Origin of the sequence: Actinokineospora sp. PR83, from assembly GCF_021056305.1 — a bacterium.
Lineage (GTDB): Bacteria > Actinomycetota > Actinomycetes > Mycobacteriales > Pseudonocardiaceae > Actinokineospora > Actinokineospora spheciospongiae.
In genome coordinates this window covers 69,397-89,610 of sequence record NZ_JAJCXD010000049.1, presented here as the reverse complement: position 1 = coordinate 89,610, position 20,214 = coordinate 69,397, and the positions used below count along the sequence as shown (strand labels likewise).

Sequence of the window (20,214 nt, the reverse complement as noted above, 5' to 3'; positions counted from 1 at the left end):
CGGGAGTGCCATGCTGGGACCCGTGACCGCGGATTCGGAGACCGGGACGGCGTCCCCGCACGGCCACCTCGCTGGCGGACCGCAGCTCGTGCTCTGCGCGGTGCACGCGGACCTCGCCGAGGCGTGGGACTCCGCCGCCGCGGGCAGGCCGGAGATCCGGGTGCACCGCGGTTCCCTGCTGGAGGTCGACGCGGACGCGGTCGTCTCCCCCGCCAACTCCTTCGGGTGGATGCGCGGCGGCATCGACGCGGTCTACACCGCCGCCTTCCCCACGGTCGAGCAGTCGGTGCGCAGCGCGGTGCTGGCCTACCACGGCGGTGAGCTGCCGGTCGGCGAGGCGCTGATCGTGCCCACCGACGCGGTGCGCCCGGCGTGGTTGATCACCGCCCCCACCATGCGCGAACCCGGTGTGCTGCTCCCGCCGGACACCGTGCACCCCTACCTGGCGGCCCGCGCGGTCTTCCGGCTCTGGCGCGACGGCGCGCTCGACGACGGCACCCCGGTCCGCGAGGTCGTCCGCACCATCGCGGTGCCGGGCCTGGGCACCGGGGTCGGCCGGGTGCCGCCCGCCGCGTGCGCCCGCCAGCTCGCCGCGGCGTGGGACGAGGTCTTCGCGGGCGTCTGAGCCGGATCGCTCAGGTGCGGGAGGGTGACGACGCGCGGTCGCGCTCACCGGGGTGAGTGAAATCGCCGCCACGTCATGTGCGCCACACCAAACCGTCGCCCGATCGGTGTAATCGGTCACAGCGCAAACACCCGGTGAACACTTACGTTGGCGGCGTACGCACCACCCAACTCGGCGAGGAGTCGGTCATGACCCGGGTGCGCGAGCTGAGCCCGTACGTGGAGCTCCGCCGGGAGCAGTGGCGGCAACTGCGCCGGTCGACGCCCCTCCCGCTGACCCTCGACGAGCTGGTCGCCCTGCGCGGCCTGCGCGACCCGGTCGACCTGGAGGAGGTCGTCGACGTCTACCTGCCGCTGTCGCGGCTGATCTCGTTGCAGGTGGCGGCTCGGCAGCGGCTGTACCAGTCGACCAGGGAGTTCCTCGGCGAGGACCCCAAGGTCGGCGACAAGGTGCCGTTCGTGATCGGCATCGCGGGCAGCGTGGCGGTCGGCAAGTCGACCACGGCCCGGCTGCTGCGCACCCTGCTGGCCCGCTGGCCCGACCACCCGCACGTCGACCTGATCACCACCGACGGCTTCCTGTTCCCCAAGGCCGAGCTGCTGCGCCGGGACCTGATGAGCCGCAAGGGCTTCCCGGAGAGCTACGACCGCCGCGCCCTGCTGCGGTTCGTCTCCGAGGTGAAGTCGGGGGCCGCGGAGGTGCGCGCCCCGGTCTACTCGCACCTGGCCTACGACATCGTCCCCGGCGAGGAGCAGGTGGTCCGCCGCCCGGACATCCTCATCGTCGAGGGCCTCAACGTCCTGCAACCGGGCGCCCGACTCGCCGTGTCCGACCTGTTCGACTTCTCCGTCTACGTCGACGCCCACACCGACGACATCGCGCGCTGGTACGTCGACCGGTTCCTGGCCCTGCGCAGCACCGCGTTCGCCGACCCCGCCTCCCACTTCCACCACTACGCCTCCCTGACCGACGAGCAGGCGTCGGCGGAGGCGGCGAAGCTGTGGAAGCAGACCAACGAACCGAACCTGGTCAACAACATCCTCCCCACCCGCCCCCGCGCCACCCTGGTCCTGCGCAAGGGGTCGGACCACCGCATCAGCAGGGTCCGACTCCGTAAGCTCTGAGTCGTGATCCGGGTGCTGCTGGTGGACGACCACGAGGTGGTCCGCCGCGGCCTGCGCGACCTGCTCGACGGCGAACCCGACATCGAGGTCGTCGCCCAGGCGGGCGGGGTGGCCGAGGCCCTGGTGCGCGCCCGGGCGTCGACCCCGGACGTGGCGGTGGTGGACGTGCGCCTGCCGGACGGGGACGGGGTGGGGCTGTGCAGGCAGCTCGGCGGGCTCGACCCGGCACCGCACTGCCTGGTGCTCACCGCGTTCGACGACGAGCAGGCGCTGGTCGAGGCGATCATGGCGGGGGCCGCGGGGTACCTGCTCAAGCAGGTGCGCGGGCAGGACCTGGTGACGGCGGTGCGCGAGGTGGCCGCCGGGCGGTCGCTGCTGGACCCGGTGACGACGGCCCGGGTGCTGGAGCGGATGCGGCGCAGCGCCGAGGCCGACGAGCTGGCGGGGCTGACCGAGCGGGAGCGGGCGGTGCTGGAGCTGATCGGCGAGGGGATGTCGAACCGGGAGATCGCCGAGCGGCTGTTCCTGGCGGAGAAGACGGTGAAGAACTACGTGACGTCGGTGCTGGCGAAGCTGGGGATGCAGCGGCGGACGCAGGCGGTGGCGTGGATCGCCCGCCGGGAGAAGCGCTGAGGTCCGGTGTCGCCCGCGAACCGGGGCACCGGTGGGTCGTCGAGTCCCCCGGCCGACCGATCCCGGCTGGGTTGACCCTGACCCTGCGTCAGGGTTGGAGCCTTGCCGGGTGATGAACAGCAGCACTCCCCCGGCTCGGCTCGCCCCGCCGGTCGGCGGGTTCCAGGAGGTCGGGGGTCGCCGGGTCTTCGCGCACCGCGCGGGCAGTGGTGGACCGGCCGTGGTGTTCCTGCCGGGCGCGGGCGCGGTCGGCCTGGACTACTTCGGGGTCCAGCAGCAGATTTCGCGATTCACCACCGCGGTGGTGTACGACCGTGGCGGTACCGGCTACAGCGATCCCCTCGCACTGCCGCGGACCGCCGCCGCGGTCGCGGCGGAACTGCGCGAGCTGTTGCGCGCGCTGGAGATCCCTGCCCCGTGCGTCCTCGTGCCGCACTCCCTCGGCGCCCTCTACGCGCACCGGTTCGCGCAGTTGTACGCCGAGGACGTGGCGGGACTGGTCTGGCTGGACGGCCTGCACCGCGACTGGGACGAGTTCATGCCGCCCGCGGCGCACCTCGCCGCGACCGAACGGGCGGCGCCCGGTCCGGAGCAGCTCGAACGGATGCGCCCGGCCCTGCGCGAGATGCGCGCCGAGCTGCTGGCGGACTACCCGGACCACGTGCGGCAACCGCTGATCGACGCCCACGACAGCGACCAGTGGATCCGGGCAGGCGTCGCCGAGCGCGGCGCGCTGGTCGAACTCGCCGCCGAACTGCGGGCCGGTCCGGACCTCCCCGACGTCCCGGTGGTCGCGCTCAGCGTCCTGGCCCAGGAGGAGACGCGGGACGGCCGCGGGAGGATGGACGCGGCCCTGGTGGGAGCGGTCTCGCACGGGGAGCAACGCACCCTCACCGACACCCTCCACCACCGGCTCTGCTTCGACCGCCCCGACGCCGTGGTCCAGGCGATCCGCGACGTCGTCGACCGGGTGGCCCGTCCCTAGACTCGACGGCGTTCCCCGAGACCGGAGGCGGACGGTGCTCACGATCGGCCAGCTCGCGGCGACCGCGGGCGTGACCGTGCGCACCGTCCGCCACTACCACCACGTCGGCCTGCTGCCCGAACCCGAGCGCGACGCCTCCGGCTACCGCCGCTACAGCGCGCAGGCGGCGGTGGACCTCATCCGGATCAGAACCCTCGCCGACGCCGGTGTTCCCCTGGCCCGCATCGACGCGCTGCTGCACGCCCAGCCGACCGAGTTCGCCGCGGCCATCGCCGACATCGACGCCGAGTTGCGGCGCAGGGCCGACCGGATCACCGAGTCCCGCCGCCGGATCGCCGAACTGACCAGCGGCGAACGGCTCGTCCTGCCGCCCGAGGTGGTCGCCACCCTGGACCGGATGCGCGACCTCGGGATCAGCGAACAGCGGGTGCTGCTCGAACGCGACTCGTGGATCCTGGTGCAGGCCCTGGACCCGGGCACCCTGCCGCAGCGGGTGCTGGACAAGAACGCGGGCTTCGACGACCCCGAGACGATGCGCCTGTACCGCGCCTGCGACGAATCGGCCGACTGGGACCCGCACGACCCGCGCCTGGACCGGCTCATCAACGACCTGGACGCGTGGGAGGTCGCCCACGAACGGGACAGCGGCGAACCGAGCAGCCTGCGGCTGATCTCCTCCCGGATCGCCGAGGCGTCACCGGCCTGGCAACGCGTCCTCGACGCACTCGCCCACCGCGCCCAGCGGCGCCGAACCGCCGGTCACGGCATCAACGCGGGTCCTCCCGCTGGCACCGGCGACCCGACCGGGAACCGAACGGCCTGCTGAGACCGGCTCAGGTCCGGGTGAGCCGGGGGACGAAGAGGAGCATGGTCCACGCCGTGCGGCGCAAGGGCTTGCGGCCCGTGGCTGTCACCTCGGGTCAGGCGAGGGGGACTTCCCAGGTGACGGTGGTGCCGCTGCGGGGGCTGGAGCGGACTTCGCAGTGCCCGCCCGCGCTCTCGGCGCGTTCGCGGATGTTCTGCAACCCGCGCTTGGTGATGCCCCGGGGGATGCCGCAGCCGTCGTCGGCGACGGTGAGGCGGAGGGTGGTGGGGGTGCGGCGGAGGTGGACCGCGACGCGCATGGCGCCTGCGTGGCGGACGACGTTGGAGAGGGCTTCGCGGAGGGCGGCCCTGGCGTTGTCGGCGACTGGCACCGGGACGCCGCGGATGTCGCCCGTGAGGTCGAAGGACGGGGTGAAGCCGAGGAGTTCGCGGGCGGTGTCGACCTCGGCCTGGGCTGATTCGGCCAGGTCGGTGGCGGGTTCGTCGGGTTCGGGGTTGCGCAGGGTGCGGACGACCGCGCGGACGTCGGCGATGGCGGTGTCGAGCTGGTCGACGGCTTCGGCGAGGCGGGTGGCGTCGGCCCGGGGGAGTTTGCGGGTGGGGCGGCGGGCGAGGAGGTCCAGTTGCATACCGGCGGCGTAGAGGCGCTGGATGATCACGTCGTGCAGGTCGCGGGCGATGCGTTCGCGTTCCTCGTAGAGGTCGACCCGGTTGCGGGCGGTGGCGCCCTCGGCGAGGACGAGGACGAGGCCCGCTTGGGCGGCGAACGCTGTCAACATGTCGACCGTGTCGCGTTGGAACGGTTCGGCGCGGCGCTTGCGGTAGACGGTGAGCGCGCCCAGCCTGCTCTCCCTGGTGCCGAAGGGGGCGGCGGCGAAGGGGCCGTAGACGCTCAGCTCCCTGGGCACGTACGGGGCGGTGCGCGGGTCGGTCGTCACGTCGTCGGCCACGATCGGGACGCCGCCGCGGGCGACGCGGGCCGCGGAGGAGCGGGGGGACAGGACCACGCCGACCGGGTCGGGGTCGCGGGCGCCCGCCGCCGCCTCCACGGTCAGCGAGCCGTCCGGGTTGCCCGCCATGACCAGGCCGAGGTCGGCCTCGGCCAGTTCCGCCGCCGCCCGGACGACGCGGTCCAGCACCGCGGCGGGGTCATCGCCCGCGAGCGCCGCGGTGGCGATCTCGGTTGACGCGGTCAGGGTCCGCGCGGCCAGGGTCGGGTCCATGAGCTTCATCAGGTTAGGCGCTCACCGGGTCCACGACGCGTACCCGACCGTGTGAGACAGCCAGCACCACGTCGGCCGCGGCGGCCTCTTCGGGGTGGTGGGTGACGTGGACGACGGTGCCGGGGTGGGCGGCGACGGCGGCGCGGACGTGCTCGGCGTTCTCCCGGTCCAGGTGGGCGGTGGGCTCGTCGAGCAGCAGCAGGTCCGCCCCGGTGAGCAGGGCGCGGGCGAGGGCGACGCGCTGCGCCTCGCCGCCGGAGAGGGTGGTGGCGGTGGTGTCGAGCGGCAGGTGCAGGCGGACCTGCGCCAGTGCGGCCCGCAGTTGCGCGTCGGTGGCCCCCGGGTCGGCGAGGCGGAGGTTCTCGCGCAGGGTGGTCGAGACCAGCATGGGTTCCTGCGGGCACCACGCCACCGCGTCCGGCCTGCTCACCGTCCCCCTCTCCGCGTCGAGGAACCCGAGCAGCAGCGCCACCAGCGTCGACTTGCCCGACCCCGACGGTCCGACGACCGCCACCCGCTGCCCCGCGCGTATCGCCAAGTCGACATTTTCCAGCGCGGGTTCGGCGGCCCCCGGCCACCGGGCGGTCACGCCGTCGAGGCGGATGCCGGGGGCGGGGGTCACCGACCGCTCGACGGGTTCGGGGGCGGGCAGCGCGGTCCGGGCGTGCGCCGCGCGGAGCGGGGCGAGGTTCACCGCCGCCGTGGTCAGCGGCACCAGGGCTTCGGCGAGCGCCAGCGGGATGAGCCCCACGATCGGCACCAGCACCGGGTCCAGCCCGGACACGGCCGCCAGCGCGACCCCGACCGCGGTCGCCGCCCCCAGGGCGAGCGTGATCACCGCCTGCCCGGCGCCCGCCCCGAACGCCTGGCGGCGGGCCGCGACCACCAGCGCCCTGTCCGCCACCGCGATCGCGGCCCGCCGCCGGTCCGCCTCGCCGAACGCGAGCAGTTCGGCCGCGGCGGTGAACAGCGTCTGCGTCCCCGCCGCGATCCGCCGCTTCCCCGCCGCGAGCGCCCGGCCTGCCCGCCGTTCGGCGACCACGGCCACCGCGGGTCCGACGAGCGCGGCCACCGCGACGGCCAGCGCCAGGGCCAGCCCGGCGCCGGGCAGCACCGCCGTCTGCACCGCGACCGCCACCACCGCCACGCAGCCCGCCACGATCGGCGGCACGAGCACCCGCAGGCCCAGGTCGCGCACGGCGTCGACGTCGTCCACCAGCCGCCGCACCCCCTCGCCGCGGCGCAGGCCGAGCGTGTGGGCGGGGCCGAGGCGCACCAGGTCGGTCCACAGCCGCACCCGCAGGCCGGTGGCGATCCGGAACGCCGCGTCGTGGCTGACCAGGCGTTCCAGGTAGCGCAGCCCGGCCCTGGCGAGCCCGAAGAAGCGCACGCCGACGACCGCGACCGACAGCACCAGGATCGGCGGTTGCTGCGACGCCCGCGCGATCAGCCACCCCGACAGCGCCGTCAGCGCCACCCCGCACACCAGCGCCGCCGCCCCCAGCAGCGCCCCGCCGACGAGCCTGCGCGTCACCAGCGACCGCAGCGGCGGCCGGTCCGCCACCGCCTCGACCGCGGGTGCGACCGCCGCCCCCGGCTCCGCGACGGCTTCCCCGTCCGCCACCCGGTGCGTCGCCAGCAGCACCGCCACCCCCCGGTCGGCGGCCCGCCGCACCGCGCCCATCACGTACGCCGCCGCGGCTGCGTCCAGGTGCGCCGTGGGTTCGTCCAGCACCAGCAGCCGCAGCCCCGGCCGGGCCAGCGCCCGCGCCACCGCCACCCGCTGTCGCTCCCCTGTGGACAGTTCGGCGACCGGCCTGCCCACGGCGTGTTCGATCCCCACCTCGCGCGCCCACTGCACCGGCACGTCCACCACGTCCGAGGCGAACACCGGCCGCTGCGGTACCCACCCGACCAGCCGCCGCCACGCCTCGACGTCCAGTTCCCCCAGCGGAACCCCGTCCACCTCGACGGAACCGCCCGTGGGCGCGACGAACCCCAGCAGCACCCCGAACAGCGTCGACTTCCCGCTGCCGCTCGGCGAGTCCAGCCGCACGACCTCCCCCGGCCGCACGGTCAACGACACCCCGTCCGGCGCGAAGCCCTCCCGCCGCCGCACCCGCAGCCCGGAGACCCGCAGTTCGGCGAAGTCCGCCACGGCGACCCCGCCCGCGCGCGGCACCTCGGGCACGGCCGCGACCCGGCGGACCGCCTCCAGCCCGTCCTCGCTGGCGTGGTGCGCCGCGCCCGCCGCCCGCAGCGGCAGGTAGCACTCCGGCACCACGACCAGCACGAACAGCCCCACGGCCAGCGACAGGTCCCCCGCGACCAGCCGCAGGCCGATCACCACGGCGACCAGCGCGACCGACAGCGTGGCCACCAGTTCCAGGGCGAACGCCGAGGTGAACGCCACCCGCAGCACGCCCAGGCTGCGCTTCCGGTGCGCCTCGGACACCTCGCGCACGGTCCGCGCTTGGGCTTCCGCGCGCCGGAACGCGGCGAGCACCGGCAGCGCCCCGACCAGCTCCACCAGGTACCCCGACAGCCGCTCCAGCGCCGCCGCGGCCGGTCCGACGCGGTCTTCGGTGTAGCGGCCGATGACGATGGCGAACAACGGGATCAGCGGCACGGTCAGCGCGACCACCACCGCCGAGGGCCAGTCCACGAACAGGATCACCGCGCCAACGCCCAGCGGTGCCGCGACGGCGGTGACCAGGGCGGGCAGGTACACCGCGAAGTAGTCGTCGAGCGCGTCCAGCCCGCGCGTGGCGAGCGCGGTCAGCTCACCCGCGCCCCGCTCGGCGATCCACTCCGGACCCGCGGCCAGCGCCCGGTCGAGCACCAGGGCGCGCAGTTCGGCCTTGGCCCCGGCCGCCGCGCGCACGGCCACGACCTGCGTCGCCCACGACAGCAGCGCCCGCGCGACCACCGCGCCCGCCAGCACCGGCAGCGCCCACGGCGGGGGCCCGGGACCGGTGACGACCCCGGCCACCGCCGCCGCGAGCGCCCACGCCTGCACGACCACGGCCACCGCCGCCAGCACGGACAGGGCGCCGCACCCCTGAAGCGCCCGCCGTGCCGACGGCGACAGCCCTGGCAGGGCCCCGAGGGGCCCGCGGCGGGCGGCCGGGGGTGGTCCCGACCGCCCACCTCCCCCGGTGTGCCGACTGGCGGGAAGGCCGTCACCGGGGGTGCTCATGGCACGTGCACGGGCGGGATGTGCGCCGTGCTCACGCGCTTGCGGAAGACCCAGTAGGTCCAGGCCTGGTAGACCAGCACGGCGGGCGTGCCGAACAGGGCGACCCAACTGATGACCTGGAGGGTGTACGGGCTCGACGCGGTGTCGGCGACGGTCAGCGACCACGCCGGGTCCAGGGTGGAGGGCAGGACGTTCGGGTAGAGCGCGCCGAACAGCGCCACCACCGCGGCGGCGATGACGACCCCCAGCGCGGCGAACGCCTGCCCCTCCCGTCCCCGGCCCAGTCGGTCGAACGCGACCGCACCGGCCGCCGCGGCCACCCCGACCGCGAGCCAGCTCCACCCCGCCCCCGCCTCCAGTTGCGCCAGCACGAGCAGCGCACCCAGCGGCGCCAGCGCCAGCGGTCCGAACCGCAGCGCCAGGTCCCGCGCCCGGTGCCGGATGTCCCCGTCGGTCTTGAGCGACAGGAACACCGCCCCGTGCACCAGGGCGAAGCCGACCAGTGCGACCGCGCCGAGCACGGTCTCCAGCCGCACCGAGGCGAACACCGAGCCCACCCGGTTCCCGTCGGCGTCGAGCGGGAGGCCGAACACGGTCGTCGAGATCAGCAGGCCGACCCCCAGTGCCGGGACCAGCGACCCGGTGAAGATCACCCGGTCCCAGGTGCGCCGCCAGCGGACCGAGTCGACCTTGCCGCGGTACTCGAAGGCCACCCCGCGCCCGATCAGGCCGAGCAGGATCAGCAGCACCGGCAGGTAGGTGGCGCTGAGCAGCGAGGCGTACCAGCCGGGGAAGGCGGCGAAGGTGGCGCCGATGGCCACGATCAGCCACACCTCGTTGCCGTCCCACACCGGCCCGATGGTGTTGACCATGACCCGGCGCTCGGTGTTGTCCTCGGCCAGCACCGGCAGCAGCATCCCGACGCCGAAGTCGAAGCCCTCCAGGAACAGGTAGCCCAGCCAGAGCAGGGCGATGACGCAGAACCAGACGACCGCGAGTTCCATGTCCCCTCCTCAGTAGGCGAACGCGAGCTTGTCGCCCGGCTCGGTGTCGTCGGTGTCCTTCGGCGGCATCACGCCTGCCACGCCTGCCCGCGCGTACCGCCTGATCAGGTAGAACTCCACCCCGGCGAGGACCGCGTAGACGGTGGTCAGCGCGATGAGCGAGGTCAGCACCTCGCCCGCGGTCACCCCGGAGACGCCGCGCGCGGTGAACAGCCACACACCGTCCACACCGGACGGGTTGGGTGCCACCACGAACGGCTGCCTGCCCATCTCGGTGAAGATCCAGCCGAAGCTGTTGCCCACGAACGGGGTGGCGATGCCCGCCAGGGCCAGCCGGGGCAGCCACTTCGAGCGCGGGGTCCGGCCCTTGCGGGTGAACCACAGCACGGCCGCCCCGGTCAGCGCCGACAGCGCACCGAAGCCGATCATGAACCGGAAGGCCCAGTAGGTGACCGGCAGGTTCGGCACGTAGTCGACCGGCTTGCCCGACAGCTCACCGAGCCGCTCGTCGACCGGGTAGTTGGTGCCGTAAGCCCGCTGGTACTCGGCCACGAGCTGGTCGATGCCGCGCACCTCGGTGGTGAAGTCGTTGTGCGCCAGGAAGGACAGCAGCGCGGGCACGGTGATGGACTTGACGCTCTCGCAGTCCGGCCGCGACACGTCACCGACGGCGAAGACCGAGAAGCTGGCGGGCTGCTCGGTGTGGCACAGCGCCTCGGCGGCGGCCATCTTCATCGGCTGCTGCTCGAACATCAGCTTGCCCTGCGCGTCCCCGCTGAGCGCCAGCGCCGCGAACGCGACCAGCCCCACCACCCCGCCGAGCTTCACCGACGCCCGCCACACCGGCTGGTCCTCGGGCTCGCGGCGGCACAGGTGCCAGGTGCCGATGCCGACCAGGAACGCCCCGGCCACCGCGAAGCAGCCCGCGATCGCGTGCGGCACGGCGGTCAGCGCGGTGTTGTTGCCCAGCACCGCCCAGATCGAGGTCAGCCGGGGCCGCCCGTCGACCAGCTCCACCCCCACCGGGTGCTGCATCCACGAGTTCGCCGCCAGGATGAAGTACGCCGAGGCGATCGTGGCCAGCGAGAACGCCCACGCGCAGGCCAGGTGCACCCGCTTGGACAACCGGTCCCAGCCGAAGATCCACAGCCCCAGGAACGTGGACTCGACGAAGAACGCGACCAGTCCCTCCATCGCCAGCGGCGCCCCGAACACGTCGCCGACGAACCGGGAGTACTCGCTCCAGGACATGCCGAACTGGAACTCCTGCACGATGCCGGTGACCACGCCCATGGCGAAGTTGACCAGCATCAACTTGCCCCAGAACTTGGTCATCCGCAGGTACTTCACGTCGCCGGTGCGCACCCACGCCGTCTGCATGCCCGCGACCAGCACCGCCAGACCGATGGTCAGCGGCACCATCAGGAAGTGGTAGACGGTGGTGATGCCGAACTGCCACCGCGCCAGGTCGAGTACGTCCACACCACACAGGGTCCGCCGGTCCGGGTCCCGTTCCCAGGTCTGCGGGTCCCCCTCGACCGGGACGTAGGTCCCGTGAGCGGGACCACCTGGTGCGGGCGCCCCGATCGGCTATGCTGACCCGCGGTAGAAGGGGAGTAGCCCCCAACGCCCCGATCGACATACTGACCCGGCTCGCCGGGTCCGGTCGGGCGGCCCCGGGAGATCCGAGGCGGGCGAGACCTTCGATCCAGGCACAGCCATGTGCCGGATCGAGGTCGCGCGCGTCCGAGGTCCGGCCTGAAATCAGGTCAGGGGTAAGCGCACCGATGGACGCGGTCGTCGTCAGCACTCTCGTGTCGTTCTGGGTCATCTTCGTCGCCGAACTGGGCGACAAGTCCCAGCTCATGGCACTGACCTTCGCCACAAGGTACAAGGTCTGGCCGGTCCTGGTCGGCATCACCGCCGCCACCGCCGTCGTGCACCTGGCCTCGGTGGCCATCGGCCACGGCTTGGGCTCGGCGCTGCCCACCGGGTGGATCAACCTGGCCGCCGCCCTGGCCTTCCTCGCCTTCGGCCTGTGGACCCTGCGCGGCGACGAGCTGACCGAGGACGAGAAGGCCAAGGCGAGCCGGGTCACCAAGTCGGTGGTGATCGCCGTGGGCACCGCGTTCTTCCTGTCCGAACTCGGCGACAAGACCATGCTCGCCACCATCACCCTGGCCACCGACTACGGCTGGTTCGGCGTGTGGCTGGGCTCCACGGTCGGCATGGTCGCCGCCGACGCGCTGGCGATCGTGATCGGCCGCGCCCTGGGCCGCAACCTCCCGGAGAAGGCCATCCGCTACGGCGCGGCGGTCCTGTTCTTCGTCTTCGGCGCCTGGCTGCTGGTGGAGGCGATCACCGAACTCACGTGAGCCCCAGGACGCGGCGGGTGGTCTCGTCGGTCTCGGCCACCCCGCGCCGGACGCCCTCCAACCGCTCGGCCAGGTCGGTGACCGGGTCGGCCTCGGGGAACGCGGGCGGCGAGGTCGCCAGCTCCACCGCGCGGGCCACCAGACCCGCCAGCCCGATCGCCCCGGACTCCAACTGGGCCAGCAGCCGGTCGCGGGCGGCGGTGAGCCTGCCGTGCACCTCCCGCTGGTCGCGCACCGAGGCCAGGGCCTTGTCCAGCTCGGCGCGCACGTCGTCGGCGCGGGCGTTGGTCCTGGCCGCCCGCAACCTGCGGTCGTCGGCGGCCAGGGTGCCCAGGTCGACGCGGGCCAGCGCCCGGTGCGTGGCGGTCACCCGGCCCGCGAGGCGGTGCAGGGTGTCGACCGTGCCGTTGACGGTCGCGGTCATGCCCACGACCTGCTCGGCCAACGGCCCCGGCGGCAACGCCCCGGCAACCTCGGCGAACTCCCGCTCGGCGTCGACGGCGCGGCGCAACCAGCCCGCCTCGTCGCTGAACCGGTCCACCTCCACGATCGGCCGCTGCCGCTCTGCCGGTTCCCGCTCGCGCTTGGAGCGCCCGAACAGGGCCACCTTGAGCAGCAGCACCCCCGCGCCGATCCCGGCGGCTGTGAGCGCAGGCAGGTGGGCGGCCCAGGCGGCGCCGCCCGCGACGGTGGCCACGAGCAGGCCCCAGGGTTCGACCAGGTGCTTCGCGTACCCCATTCAGGCCCCCTGGGAAGTCGCGGGGTCCGGGACCCGCGGGCGGAACCCGACCGATGGTGCCGGCTCGGAGCACTCGTGGACGGCAAACCGGCCTTGCACCTGAGCTCAAAGCCCGAGATTTTGGTGGTGGTGCCCGGGTGGGTCGATCTGCTCGGCCGTGTCCGTGTTGAAGAGCCCGGGATTTTTCTGGTGGTGCCCGGGTGGGTGGATCCGCTTGGGCGGGGCCCCTACGGCGATCATGTGCCCAGTGAGACCGAGTGAGGCGAAAAGAGTGCCTCACAGCCAGGGCAGGCTAGCAACATGATCGCCTTCCCCACCCAAGCAAATCCACCCACCCGGGCATACCCGTAGCCGGGCCGGCGGTTCGTTGGGTGGCTGGGTATCGCTGCGCCCGGTGGGGCTGCTGGTGGCTGGCCGCCGGGCCGCCGGGCTGGCGGGCTGGCGGGCTGGCGGGGTGGCGGGGTGGCGGGGTGGCGGGGTGGTTGGTGGGGTGGTTGGCGGCTGCGCTGGTGGGAGTTCGGCGTGGCCGGTCCCGGGGCCGCCGGTTTAGATGTGGTCGGCGGCGGCAGGCGGGGTTCGGCGTGGGCAGCCGCCGGGCAGGCGGGCGGCTTTGATGGGGTTCTAATCCCAGTCAGGCCCCCGGCGGGCCCAAGACCAGGCGTAGCGGGGGTCCTCGCGGGTGATCTCCGGGTCTGCCAGGTCGAGGGGGCGGAAGGTGTCGACCATGACCGCGGTCTCGTCGAAGCGCTCGGCGCCCAGGGACGCCTCGGCGGCGCCGGGCTGCGGGCCGTGGGTGAAGCCCGCCGGGTGCAGTGACAGGGAGCCGATGCCGATGCCGGAGCCCTTGCGCGCCTCGTAGTCGCCGCCGACGTAGAACATCAGCTCGTCGGAGTCGACGTTGGCGTGGTTGTAGGGGACCGGGACCGCGTCGGGGTGGTAGTCGACCTTGCGCGGGACGAACGAGCAGACCACGAAGTTCGGGCCCTCGAAGGTCTGGTGCACCGGTGGCGGCTGGTGGATGCGGCCGGTGATCGGCTCGAAGTCGCTGATGTGGAACGCCCACGGGTACAGGCAGCCGTCCCAGCCGACCACGTCGAACGGGTGCTGGGCGTAGGTGTAGCGGGTCAGGCCGGAGCGGTGGCGCACGAGCACGTCGACGTCGGTGCCCTCGACCAGCAGGGGCTCGGTGGGGCCGCGCTGGTCGCGCTCGCAGTACGGGGAGTGCTCCAGGAACTGGCCGCGGGTGGACAGGTAGCGCTTGGGCGGGCCGATGTGCCCGGTCGCCTCCACGGTGTAGAGCCGCAGGTCGCCCTCGGGCAGCACCCGGTAGGTGGTGGAGGTGGGGATCACCACGTAGTCGCCGTCGGTGACCGCCAGTGCGCCGTGGGTGGTCTCGACGGTGGCGGCGCCGCCCTGGACGTAGAGCAGTTCGTCGCCGACCGCGTTGCGGTAGAGCGGGCTCGGGGCGGAGGCCACGACGAAGGAGATCGTCACGTCCGCGTTGCCCAGCAGGGTGCGCCGACCGGTGACCGCGTCGGTGCCCGGGGCCCACTGCATCTCCTGGGTGCGCAGGTGCCTCGGCTTGAGGGGGCGGTTGGGCGCCAGCGGGGTCCGGAAGTCGTCGACGGCGACCGCGTCGACGATCGCGGTGGGCGGGTACCGGTGGTACAGCAGCGCCGAATCCGCCGAGAAGCCCTCGACGCCCATCAGCTCTTCTGCGTAGAGGGAACCGTCCGGTGAACGGAAGGTTGTGTGCCTCTTGCTGGGGATCTGCCCGACTTGGCGGTAGTAAGGCATAACTCCTCCGGTGTCCGTTAGTCGGACATCTTTGTTCAGTTGCCGGTACGCTACTAGCGTGTCAGCCGTGTCAAGCGCCGTTCCCCTGCCTCCGCCCGGCCCTCGCGGCATTCCGCCCCTGTTCGCGCGGCTTGTCGACGACGCCGCCCTGTTCCCCCCGGGGAACGCCGCCATGCCCGACGCGGTGCGCCTGCACCTCGACGGGCGGGCGGGCGAGCGCGCGGGCCTGATGGGCCTGTTCCTGTGCCAGGCGTCCCGCCTGCCCGAGCTGATCACCGAGTTGGTGAAGGCGAAACCGGCGAAACCGGTCGCGCTCTCGCTGGTGATCGACACCGGGCTGGGCGGGGTGCCGAAGGCGCTGTCGATCGTCGAGTCGCGGGCCGAGCTGCTCGCGCTGCGGATGGTCGAGATGCCCGCCCCAGCCGACATCGACGACGTCTGGCTGGAGCGGGTCAACGAGTTCGTCCCCGAGGACGTCATCCGGGTCGTGGAGCCCCGCCGCGGCGGGGCCGAGTGGCTGGAGGGCATCCGCCGGGTCGTCGAGCACGGCAGCTGGCCCAAGATCCGCACCGGCGGGCTGAGCCACGAGGCCTTCCCCAGCGTCGACGAGGTCGCCGACTTCCTGTCGGTGATCAGCGCGGGCGAGGCGTCGTTCAAGGCCACCGCGGGCCTGCACAACGCCGTCCGGCACACCGACGAGGCCACCGGCTTCACCCACCACGGGTTCCTCAACCTGCTGGTCGCCACGGCCCGGCTGCTCTCCGGCGGCGACGTCCGCGCGGCGCTGTCGGAGACCGACGGCAAGCTGCTGGCCGAGGAGGCGGGCGGGCTCAGCGACCAGGCCGCGCACGCGGTCCGCGCGGTTTTCGGCTCCTACGGCTCCTGCTCGCTGACCGACCCGGCGACCGACCTGGAAGGGTTGGGCCTGCTGTGACGGCCTCCTGGATCGACGACCCGGCGTTCACCGCCGCGGCCCCGTTCGGGCCGCAGACGCTGCCCTACGGGGTCGTGGAGACCCCGGACGGGCCCTCGGTGGCGGTGCGGGTCGGCGACCACGCGCTGCCGCTGCGCCCGATCGCGGCCGAGTTCGCCCCGGACCTGCGCGGGCTGGTCGCCGCGGCGTCGCTCGACCCGCTGCTGGCGGCGGGCAGGCCCGCGTGGTCGGTGCTGCGCGCCCGGCTGCGCGAGCTGGTGACGGCCACCGCCGCCCCGGCGGGCGCGGTCCTGCTGCCGCTCGCCGGGACGACCACGCGGCTGCCGTTCACCGTGGGCGACTACGTGGACTTCTACTCGTCGCGGGACCACGCGGAGAACGTCGGCCGCATCTTCCGCCCGGACGCCGAGCCGCTGCTGCCGAACTGGACGCACCTGCCGGTCGGCTACCACGGCCGGGCGGGCACGGTCGTGGTGTCCGGCACCGACGTGGTCCGCCCGCACGGGCAGCGCCGGGGGGCGAAGGGGCCGGAGTTCGGCCCGAGCACCCGGCTCGACATCGAGGCCGAGATCGGCTTCGTCTGCGGCGGCCCGGTGGCGGGCCGGGTGTCGACCTCGTCGGCCCCGGACCACATCTTCGGCGTGGCGGTGGTCAACGACTGGTCCGCCCGCGACATCCAGGCGTGGGAGTACGTGCCGCTGGGCCCGTTCCTCGGCAAGTCCTTCGCCACCTCCATCAGCGCCTGGATCACCCCGCTGGACGCCTTCGCCGCGGCTCGGGTGAAGGTGCCCGACCCCGGTCACCCCCGGCTGGACTACCTGGTGGAGGACCAGAACTGGGGCCTGGACCTGCGCCTGGAGGTGGTCTGGAACGGCACTGTCGTCTCCCGCCCCGACTTCGCGGGCATGGCCTACTCGTGCGCCCAGCAGCTCGCGCACATGACGGTCAACGGCGCCACCGTCCGCCCCGGTGACCTGTTCGCCTCCGGCACCGTCTCCGGCCCGGAGAAGCGCCAGCGCGGTTCGTTCCTGGAGCTGAGCTGGAGCGGCGAGGAGCCGATCACCCTCGACGACGGCAGCACCCGCACCTTCCTGGAGGACGGCGACACGGTGGCGATCACCGCCACCGCCCCCGGCCCGGACGGTTCGGTCATCGGCCTGGCCGAGGTCACCGGCACCGTGGTGGCAGCGCCCTGATGCCCGGCATCCGGTCCACCGGTCCCGCGCCGCGCCCGGCCCCGGCGGCGGGGAAGGAGAGCTCGCTGACCCTGGACCGGGGCCTGGCCCTGTTGCAGGCGGTGGCCGACGCGGACACCGAGGCGCCCACCATCAGCGACCTCGCCGTGGCCATCGGCGCCAGCCGGGCCGCGGTCTACCGGCTCCTGGTGCCGTTGCAGGCCCGCGGCCTGGTCCGGCGCGAGGGCTCGAAGGTGCGCCTGGGCCTGGGCCTGCTGCAACTGGCGGCGAAGGTCGCGCCGCAGCTTCGGGTGGCCGCCCTGCCCGTCCTGCGGGAGCTGGCCGAGGCCGTGGGCGCCACCGCGCACCTGACCGTCGCCGACGGGGACGAGGCGCAGGCCGTGGCGGTGGTCGAACCGTCGTGGACGACCTACCACGTGGCCTACCGGGTGGGCACCCGCCACGCGCTGCACCGGGGCGCGGCCGGGCGGGCCATCGGCCTGCGCGCCGAGGAGGCGCCGTGGACGAAGAGCACCGGCGAGCTGCAACCGGGCGCGCACGGCGTCGCGGCCCCGGTGCGCGGCGTCCTGGGCCTGCGGGCGAGCGTGGGCGTGGTCAGCTTCGAGCCGATGGCCGCCGAGGCGGTCGGCCCCGCCGTGGTGGAGGCGGCCCGGCTGATCGCCGAGGCGCTGCGCTGAGGAAATCTGCGCCGAGGAAACCCCTCCCCGGCAACGGGTCCGGTCACGGCCCGAACCGGGCGAGGTTCAGGTACGGGTACCCGGGCAGCCCGGCGACGGCCTCCGCACCGGGCGCGGGCACCCCCGCCACCCACAGCTTGCCGGTCCCGGCCACGTTCGCCCGCAGCGCCTGACTGGCCCGCGGCAGCGTCACCGGCACGGTCCGCCCGGCCACGACGGCCTGCGCGGTCACCGTCCGCGGCCCACCGTCGACAGCGGACTCCGCCAGCGTCGCGGGGACCGGGGTCCAGCCGCCGACGCCGAGCATCCGGTCCACCTTCGCCCAGTAGCGGACCTTCCGGACCCGCCAGGCCAGCAGCCCGGCGAGCAGCAGCGTCGCCAGCAGCACGAACAGCGTCAGCTCCAGCAGCTCCCCGGCGAAGTCCCGCCCGAGCAGGTCGGCGATGACCACCCCGGCGAACACCAGCAGGACGGTCGGGGCGATCAGCTCGGTGCGCGACCGCCGCCGCGGTCCGGCGATCAGCCGCGACACCACCGCGTCCGCCGCGGCGACCGGCGCCCGCACCGGGGCGGGCTGCGCCACCTCGACCTCGTACCCCGCGGCGACGTCCGCGGTCGTCACCCTGGCCGCGCCCAGCGGCAGCGCCAGCCCCGAGGAGCGCAGCGCGACCCAGCCGCCCGCGTCCGGTCCCACCAGCCACACCCGACCGGTGCGGGCGAAGACCTGCTGCACCGCCCACGGCAGCGCGGCGGCCACCAGCGCGTGCCGCGTGCCGTCCGGTTCGGTCACCAGCAGCGGCGTCCTCCCCCGGGCGGGTCGGAACACGGTGACCGCCGCCCGCCGCCACGGCTGCGTCGCGAGGAGCCGGGCCGCGGGCCGCAACCACATCCCGTACAGGTGGGCGGTGAGCAGGGAGGCGATCACGAACGCCAGGGCCGCGATGGTCAGCACGGCCACGACCAGCCAGGACACCCCCGCCGCGGCCAGCCAGGCGGCGGGGGCGCCGAAGGCCAGGGCGGTGGCGGGCAGGGCGAACAGCGGCAGCCGCAGCGCCCGCAGCGCCCGCCCGGTGACCCCATCGGACAGTGCCGGGACGTCCGTGGGCGGTTCGACCGCGGGCGCCTCCCGTTGCGTCGCGCTCATCAACCCTCCACCCTGGTGCGATGTCTCGGCAGCGTAACCAGTTGGTGGGATGTGCGGACACCGCCTTTCGCGGAGGCGCCCCGGCAAGTTAGGGTTACCTAACCCAGGAGGTGTGCCAGTGAGCAGAGCAGACGCCCCGCGGCCCCCGGCACCACAACCCCCCGAGCGCGCCAGGACCATGGCCGCCCTCGGTGGTCGGGCCACCCTCGTCCCCGCGGGGGACCCCACCCGCACCGACCGCTTCACCCCGCTGGTCCACCACGTGCACGCCGACGCCTCGGTGAGCGTCCTGCTGCCCGACGACCACGAGCTGGTCGCCACCGCCTGGCAGGCGCCGCGCGGCGAACTGGCCACCATGGTGGAACTGGCCGACCCGGCGCCGGTCCCGCTGCGCGAGTCCATCCGCGGTCTGCTGTGGATCACCGGCTGGCTCCGCGCCCTGTCCGACGACGAGGCCCGCGCCCTGGCCGTGGTGGTCGCCGCCGACCGGCCGGACCCGCGGCTGCTGGACCTCGGCCACGGCGCCGCCCTGCTCAAGCTCGTCCCGGCCTCGCTGGTCCTGGCCGACGGGGAGGGCACCCACCCGGTGCCGCTCGACGCCTTCGCCGCCGCCGAGCCCGACCCGTTCGCCGCCCAGGAGGCGGGCTGGCTGCGGCACCTGGAGGTCTCCCACACCGACGTGGTGGGCGCCCTGGTGCGGCACCTGCCGGAGGAGTTGCGCGGCGGCCACGTCCGCCCGCTGGGCCTGGACCGCTTCGGCCTGCGGCTGCGGGTGGAGGCGACGGACGCCGACCACGACGTGCGGCTCGCGTTCTCCCGCCCGGTGGGCACCCCCGCCGAGCTGAGCACCGAGCTGCGCAGGCTGGTCGGCTGCCCCTTCCTGGCCGCGCAGCGCACCTGACCGCGGCCCCGGGTAGCTTCGCCGGGTGCGAGCCTGGTTCTTCCCCCCGCGCCCGGACCGGTGGCTGGTCGACGACCCGCGAGAACGGCGCCTCATCCGCGTCGAGCTGCTCATCGTCTTCGCCATCACCCTCGGTCTCACGGGCCTGAGCAGCCTGCTGTCCCTGGTCGACTCGCTCTTGCAGCCGGTGGCGCTGAGCCAGCAGACGGTGGCGATCAACGTCCCGCAGGCCGACCTGGGTGTGCTGGACCTGCTCAAGCAACTGGTCGGCGTCATCCGGTTGACGGCGTGGGGCGCGCTGGGCGTGTACCTGCTGTACCGGGCGGGCTTCACGCTTGCGGCAATCGGGTTGGACGCGTCCCGAAAGATGTGGGACGCCCTCGGCGGGCTGGGTCTGGCCGCCCTCATCGGCATCCCCGGCCTGGGGTTCTACCTGCTCGCCTACGGCCTGGGCATCAACCTCGCCGTGGCACCGACGACCCTGAACGACGCCTGGTGGCGCCCGGTCGTGCTGGTCCTGCTCGCCATCGGCAACGCGTGGGCGGAGGAGGCGCTGGTCGTCGGCTACCTCATCACCCGGCTGCGGCAACTCGGCCAGAGCGAGAACCGCTCGCTGGTCGTGGCGGCGGTCCTGCGCGGCTCCTACCACCTCTACCAGGGCTTCGGCGGGTTCCTCGGCAACGTGCTGATGGGCCTGGTCTTCGGCCGCGTCTGGCAGCGGACGAACCGCCTCTGGCCCCTCGTGATCGCGCACGCCCTGATCGACGTGGTGGCCTTCGTCGGCTACGCCGCGCTGCGCGACGAGGTCTCCTGGCTCCCCTGATCCAGCGGAG

Annotated in this window: 19 protein-coding genes; 12 read left to right on the top strand and 7 right to left on the bottom strand. The window is 74.0% G+C overall.

From position 1 onward, the window contains the following. The first annotated feature begins 22 nt into the window (after window positions 1-22). From L6E12_RS17800 to L6E12_RS17780, 5 genes are all read left to right on the top strand, one after another. Window positions 23-625: a macro domain-containing protein gene (locus tag L6E12_RS17800; protein ID WP_236229044.1), complete on the top strand. Its 603-nt coding sequence runs from the start codon at window positions 23-25 to the stop codon at window positions 623-625. Window positions 626-813: 188 nt separating this feature from the next. Further along, window positions 814-1,749, top strand: a complete 936-nt coding sequence (gene coaA, locus L6E12_RS17795; protein WP_236229043.1) for a type I pantothenate kinase — start codon at window positions 814-816, stop codon at window positions 1,747-1,749. A gap of 6 nt (window positions 1,750-1,755) precedes the next feature. Then, window positions 1,756-2,382: a response regulator transcription factor gene (locus L6E12_RS17790; protein WP_308074939.1), complete on the top strand. Its 627-nt coding sequence runs from the start codon at window positions 1,756-1,758 to the stop codon at window positions 2,380-2,382. A 112-nt stretch (window positions 2,383-2,494) separates the two neighbouring features. Beyond that, the gene (locus L6E12_RS17785; RefSeq protein ID WP_236229041.1) at window positions 2,495-3,367 is read left to right on the top strand and encodes an alpha/beta fold hydrolase; all 873 of its coding nucleotides are present in this window, start codon (window positions 2,495-2,497) and stop codon (window positions 3,365-3,367) included. A 34-nt stretch (window positions 3,368-3,401) separates the two neighbouring features. After that, window positions 3,402-4,193 (top strand): MerR family transcriptional regulator, encoded by a 792-nt coding sequence (locus tag L6E12_RS17780; protein ID WP_236229040.1) that lies wholly within the window; start codon window positions 3,402-3,404, stop codon window positions 4,191-4,193. A gap of 94 nt (window positions 4,194-4,287) precedes the next feature. Here the strand turns inward: L6E12_RS17780 and L6E12_RS17775 are convergent, their stop codons facing one another. Genes L6E12_RS17775 through L6E12_RS17760 form a run of 4 tightly spaced genes read right to left on the bottom strand, consistent with a single transcriptional unit; the run spans window position 4,288 to window position 11,100 of the window. Beyond that, window positions 4,288-5,415 carry a GAF domain-containing sensor histidine kinase gene (locus L6E12_RS17775; RefSeq protein ID WP_035280565.1) on the bottom strand — a complete coding sequence of 376 codons (1,128 nt, stop codon included), beginning with the start codon at window positions 5,413-5,415 and terminating at the stop codon, window positions 4,288-4,290. Between the two features lie 13 nt (window positions 5,416-5,428). Further along, entirely contained in the window at window positions 5,429-8,614 is a 3,186-nt protein-coding gene (gene cydC, locus L6E12_RS17770) for a thiol reductant ABC exporter subunit CydC (RefSeq protein ID WP_236229039.1), read from the bottom strand. After that, the gene (gene cydB, locus L6E12_RS17765) at window positions 8,611-9,618 is read right to left on the bottom strand and encodes a cytochrome d ubiquinol oxidase subunit II (RefSeq protein WP_236229038.1); all 1,008 of its coding nucleotides are present in this window, start codon (window positions 9,616-9,618) and stop codon (window positions 8,611-8,613) included. Before cydB ends, cydC begins: the two co-directional genes overlap by 4 nt. A gap of 9 nt (window positions 9,619-9,627) precedes the next feature. Beyond that, window positions 9,628-11,100, bottom strand: a complete 1,473-nt coding sequence (locus tag L6E12_RS17760) for a cytochrome ubiquinol oxidase subunit I (protein ID WP_236229037.1) — start codon at window positions 11,098-11,100, stop codon at window positions 9,628-9,630. Window positions 11,101-11,405: 305 nt separating this feature from the next. Here L6E12_RS17760 and L6E12_RS17755 point away from each other — a divergent pair, with 305 nt between their 5' ends. Then, window positions 11,406-11,993, top strand: a complete 588-nt coding sequence (locus tag L6E12_RS17755) for a TMEM165/GDT1 family protein (RefSeq protein ID WP_236229036.1) — start codon at window positions 11,406-11,408, stop codon at window positions 11,991-11,993. On the opposite strand, the gene L6E12_RS17750 is transcribed toward L6E12_RS17755, so the two are convergent. Continuing rightward, complete coding sequence (locus tag L6E12_RS17750; RefSeq protein ID WP_236229035.1) at window positions 11,986-12,732, bottom strand: hypothetical protein; 747 nt, start codon at window positions 12,730-12,732, stop codon at window positions 11,986-11,988. The genes L6E12_RS17755 and L6E12_RS17750 overlap by 8 nt on opposite strands. Window positions 12,733-12,807: 75 nt before the next feature. Here L6E12_RS17750 and L6E12_RS17745 point away from each other — a divergent pair, with 75 nt between their 5' ends. Beyond that, window positions 12,808-12,993, top strand: coding sequence for a hypothetical protein (locus tag L6E12_RS17745; RefSeq protein ID WP_236229034.1), 186 nt, complete (start codon window positions 12,808-12,810; stop codon window positions 12,991-12,993). A 360-nt stretch (window positions 12,994-13,353) separates the two neighbouring features. Here the strand turns inward: L6E12_RS17745 and L6E12_RS17740 are convergent, their stop codons facing one another. Further along, complete coding sequence (locus tag L6E12_RS17740) at window positions 13,354-14,529, bottom strand: homogentisate 1,2-dioxygenase (protein ID WP_236229033.1); 1,176 nt, start codon at window positions 14,527-14,529, stop codon at window positions 13,354-13,356. Between the two features lie 67 nt (window positions 14,530-14,596). On the opposite strand from L6E12_RS17740, the gene L6E12_RS17735 reads away from it, so the two are divergent. The 3 genes from L6E12_RS17735 to L6E12_RS17725 are packed head-to-tail and all read left to right on the top strand — an operon-like array spanning window position 14,597 to window position 17,336. Further along, window positions 14,597-15,463 carry a hypothetical protein gene (locus L6E12_RS17735; RefSeq protein ID WP_374201899.1) on the top strand — a complete coding sequence of 289 codons (867 nt, stop codon included), beginning with the start codon at window positions 14,597-14,599 and terminating at the stop codon, window positions 15,461-15,463. Next, the gene (gene fahA, locus L6E12_RS17730; protein ID WP_236229031.1) at window positions 15,460-16,659 is read left to right on the top strand and encodes a fumarylacetoacetase; all 1,200 of its coding nucleotides are present in this window, start codon (window positions 15,460-15,462) and stop codon (window positions 16,657-16,659) included. Before L6E12_RS17735 ends, fahA begins: the two co-directional genes overlap by 4 nt. Continuing rightward, a complete protein-coding gene (locus L6E12_RS17725; protein WP_236229030.1) occupies window positions 16,659-17,336 on the top strand; it encodes an IclR family transcriptional regulator in 678 nt (225 codons plus the stop codon). Before fahA ends, L6E12_RS17725 begins: the two co-directional genes overlap by 1 nt. Before the next feature lie 43 nt (window positions 17,337-17,379). Here the strand turns inward: L6E12_RS17725 and L6E12_RS17720 are convergent, their stop codons facing one another. After that, a complete protein-coding gene (locus L6E12_RS17720; protein WP_236229029.1) occupies window positions 17,380-18,480 on the bottom strand; it encodes a hypothetical protein in 1,101 nt (366 codons plus the stop codon). Window positions 18,481-18,598: 118 nt separating this feature from the next. Between L6E12_RS17720 and L6E12_RS17715 the strand changes: the two genes are divergently transcribed. Both L6E12_RS17715 and L6E12_RS17710 read left to right on the top strand, forming a co-directional pair. After that, window positions 18,599-19,381, top strand: coding sequence for a DUF2470 domain-containing protein (locus L6E12_RS17715; protein ID WP_374201897.1), 783 nt, complete (start codon window positions 18,599-18,601; stop codon window positions 19,379-19,381). A gap of 25 nt (window positions 19,382-19,406) precedes the next feature. Further along, window positions 19,407-20,204 (top strand): CPBP family intramembrane glutamic endopeptidase, encoded by a 798-nt coding sequence (locus L6E12_RS17710; RefSeq protein ID WP_236229028.1) that lies wholly within the window; start codon window positions 19,407-19,409, stop codon window positions 20,202-20,204. The last annotated feature ends 10 nt before the right edge of the window (window positions 20,205-20,214 follow it).

What these genes read in the sequence shown, in the direction of transcription:
- coaA (WP_236229043.1), top strand. Translation starts at nt 814, where the DNA reads ATGACCCGGGTGCGCGAGCTGAGCCCGTACGTGGAGCTCCGCCGGGAG.
- L6E12_RS17785 (WP_236229041.1), top strand. Translation starts at nt 2,495, where the DNA reads ATGAACAGCAGCACTCCCCCGGCTCGGCTCGCCCCGCCGGTCGGCGGG.
- L6E12_RS17775 (WP_035280565.1), bottom strand. Translation starts at nt 5,415, where the DNA reads ATGGACCCGACCCTGGCCGCGCGGACCCTGACCGCGTCAACCGAGATC.
- cydC (WP_236229039.1), bottom strand. Translation starts at nt 8,614, where the DNA reads ATGAGCACCCCCGGTGACGGCCTTCCCGCCAGTCGGCACACCGGGGGA.
- cydB (WP_236229038.1), bottom strand. Translation starts at nt 9,618, where the DNA reads ATGGAACTCGCGGTCGTCTGGTTCTGCGTCATCGCCCTGCTCTGGCTG.
- L6E12_RS17755 (WP_236229036.1), top strand. Translation starts at nt 11,406, where the DNA reads ATGGACGCGGTCGTCGTCAGCACTCTCGTGTCGTTCTGGGTCATCTTC.
- L6E12_RS17750 (WP_236229035.1), bottom strand. Translation starts at nt 12,732, where the DNA reads ATGGGGTACGCGAAGCACCTGGTCGAACCCTGGGGCCTGCTCGTGGCC.
- L6E12_RS17740 (WP_236229033.1), bottom strand. Translation starts at nt 14,529, where the DNA reads ATGCCTTACTACCGCCAAGTCGGGCAGATCCCCAGCAAGAGGCACACA.
- L6E12_RS17725 (WP_236229030.1), top strand. Translation starts at nt 16,659, where the DNA reads ATGCCCGGCATCCGGTCCACCGGTCCCGCGCCGCGCCCGGCCCCGGCG.
- L6E12_RS17720 (WP_236229029.1), bottom strand. Translation starts at nt 18,480, where the DNA reads ATGAGCGCGACGCAACGGGAGGCGCCCGCGGTCGAACCGCCCACGGAC.